General features: G+C 53.9%; 1 protein-coding gene. It reads right to left on the bottom strand.

Annotated features, from left to right (window positions below; genetic code table 11):
* Positions 1-407 (bottom strand): tetratricopeptide repeat protein (locus tag HMPREF2609_RS04485; protein WP_141745258.1); only part of this gene is annotated, 407 nt, incomplete at its 3' end.
* Positions 408-479 lie beyond the last annotated feature (72 nt).

Here is a 479-nt window from a genome sequence, read left to right as displayed (position 1 = left end):
TTGCCTGATTCGGCATAGACGGTTCCGAGGATGAGCTGTGCCTGTGCGTAGGTTTTGGGGTCATCGTCGTGGCTTATGCTGGACCAGGCTTCGATGGCCTGCTCCAGCTTGCCCAAATCGGCATAGACGGTTCCGAGGATGAGCTGTGCCTGTGCGTAGGTTTTGGGGTCATCGTCGTGGCTTATGCTGGACCAGGCTTTGATGGCTTGACTCGGCTTGCCTTGGTCTCTATAGGCGAGTCCGAGGCCGAGCTGTGTTAGTGCGTAGACCTTGGGGCTATCATCGCGGGTGATGGTTGACCATACTGTGATAGCCTCATCAAATCTGCCGTCTTCGTAGTAGCTTCTTCCGAGGTCAAGCCGTTCTAGGGCGCTCATTGGTTCATGGGGCTTATTTGGTCCGGTCACGCCTGTTTCTCCTTGATGCGATGGCTGGAAAAATCCTAGGTCTCACCTAAAACTTCACATTAAAAGGTAGCA

It is taken from the genome of Rothia sp. HMSC058E10 (genome assembly GCF_001809415.1).
Classification (GTDB): domain Bacteria; phylum Actinomycetota; class Actinomycetes; order Actinomycetales; family Micrococcaceae; genus Rothia; species Rothia dentocariosa.
This window is presented reverse-complemented; position numbering and strand designations above follow the sequence as displayed.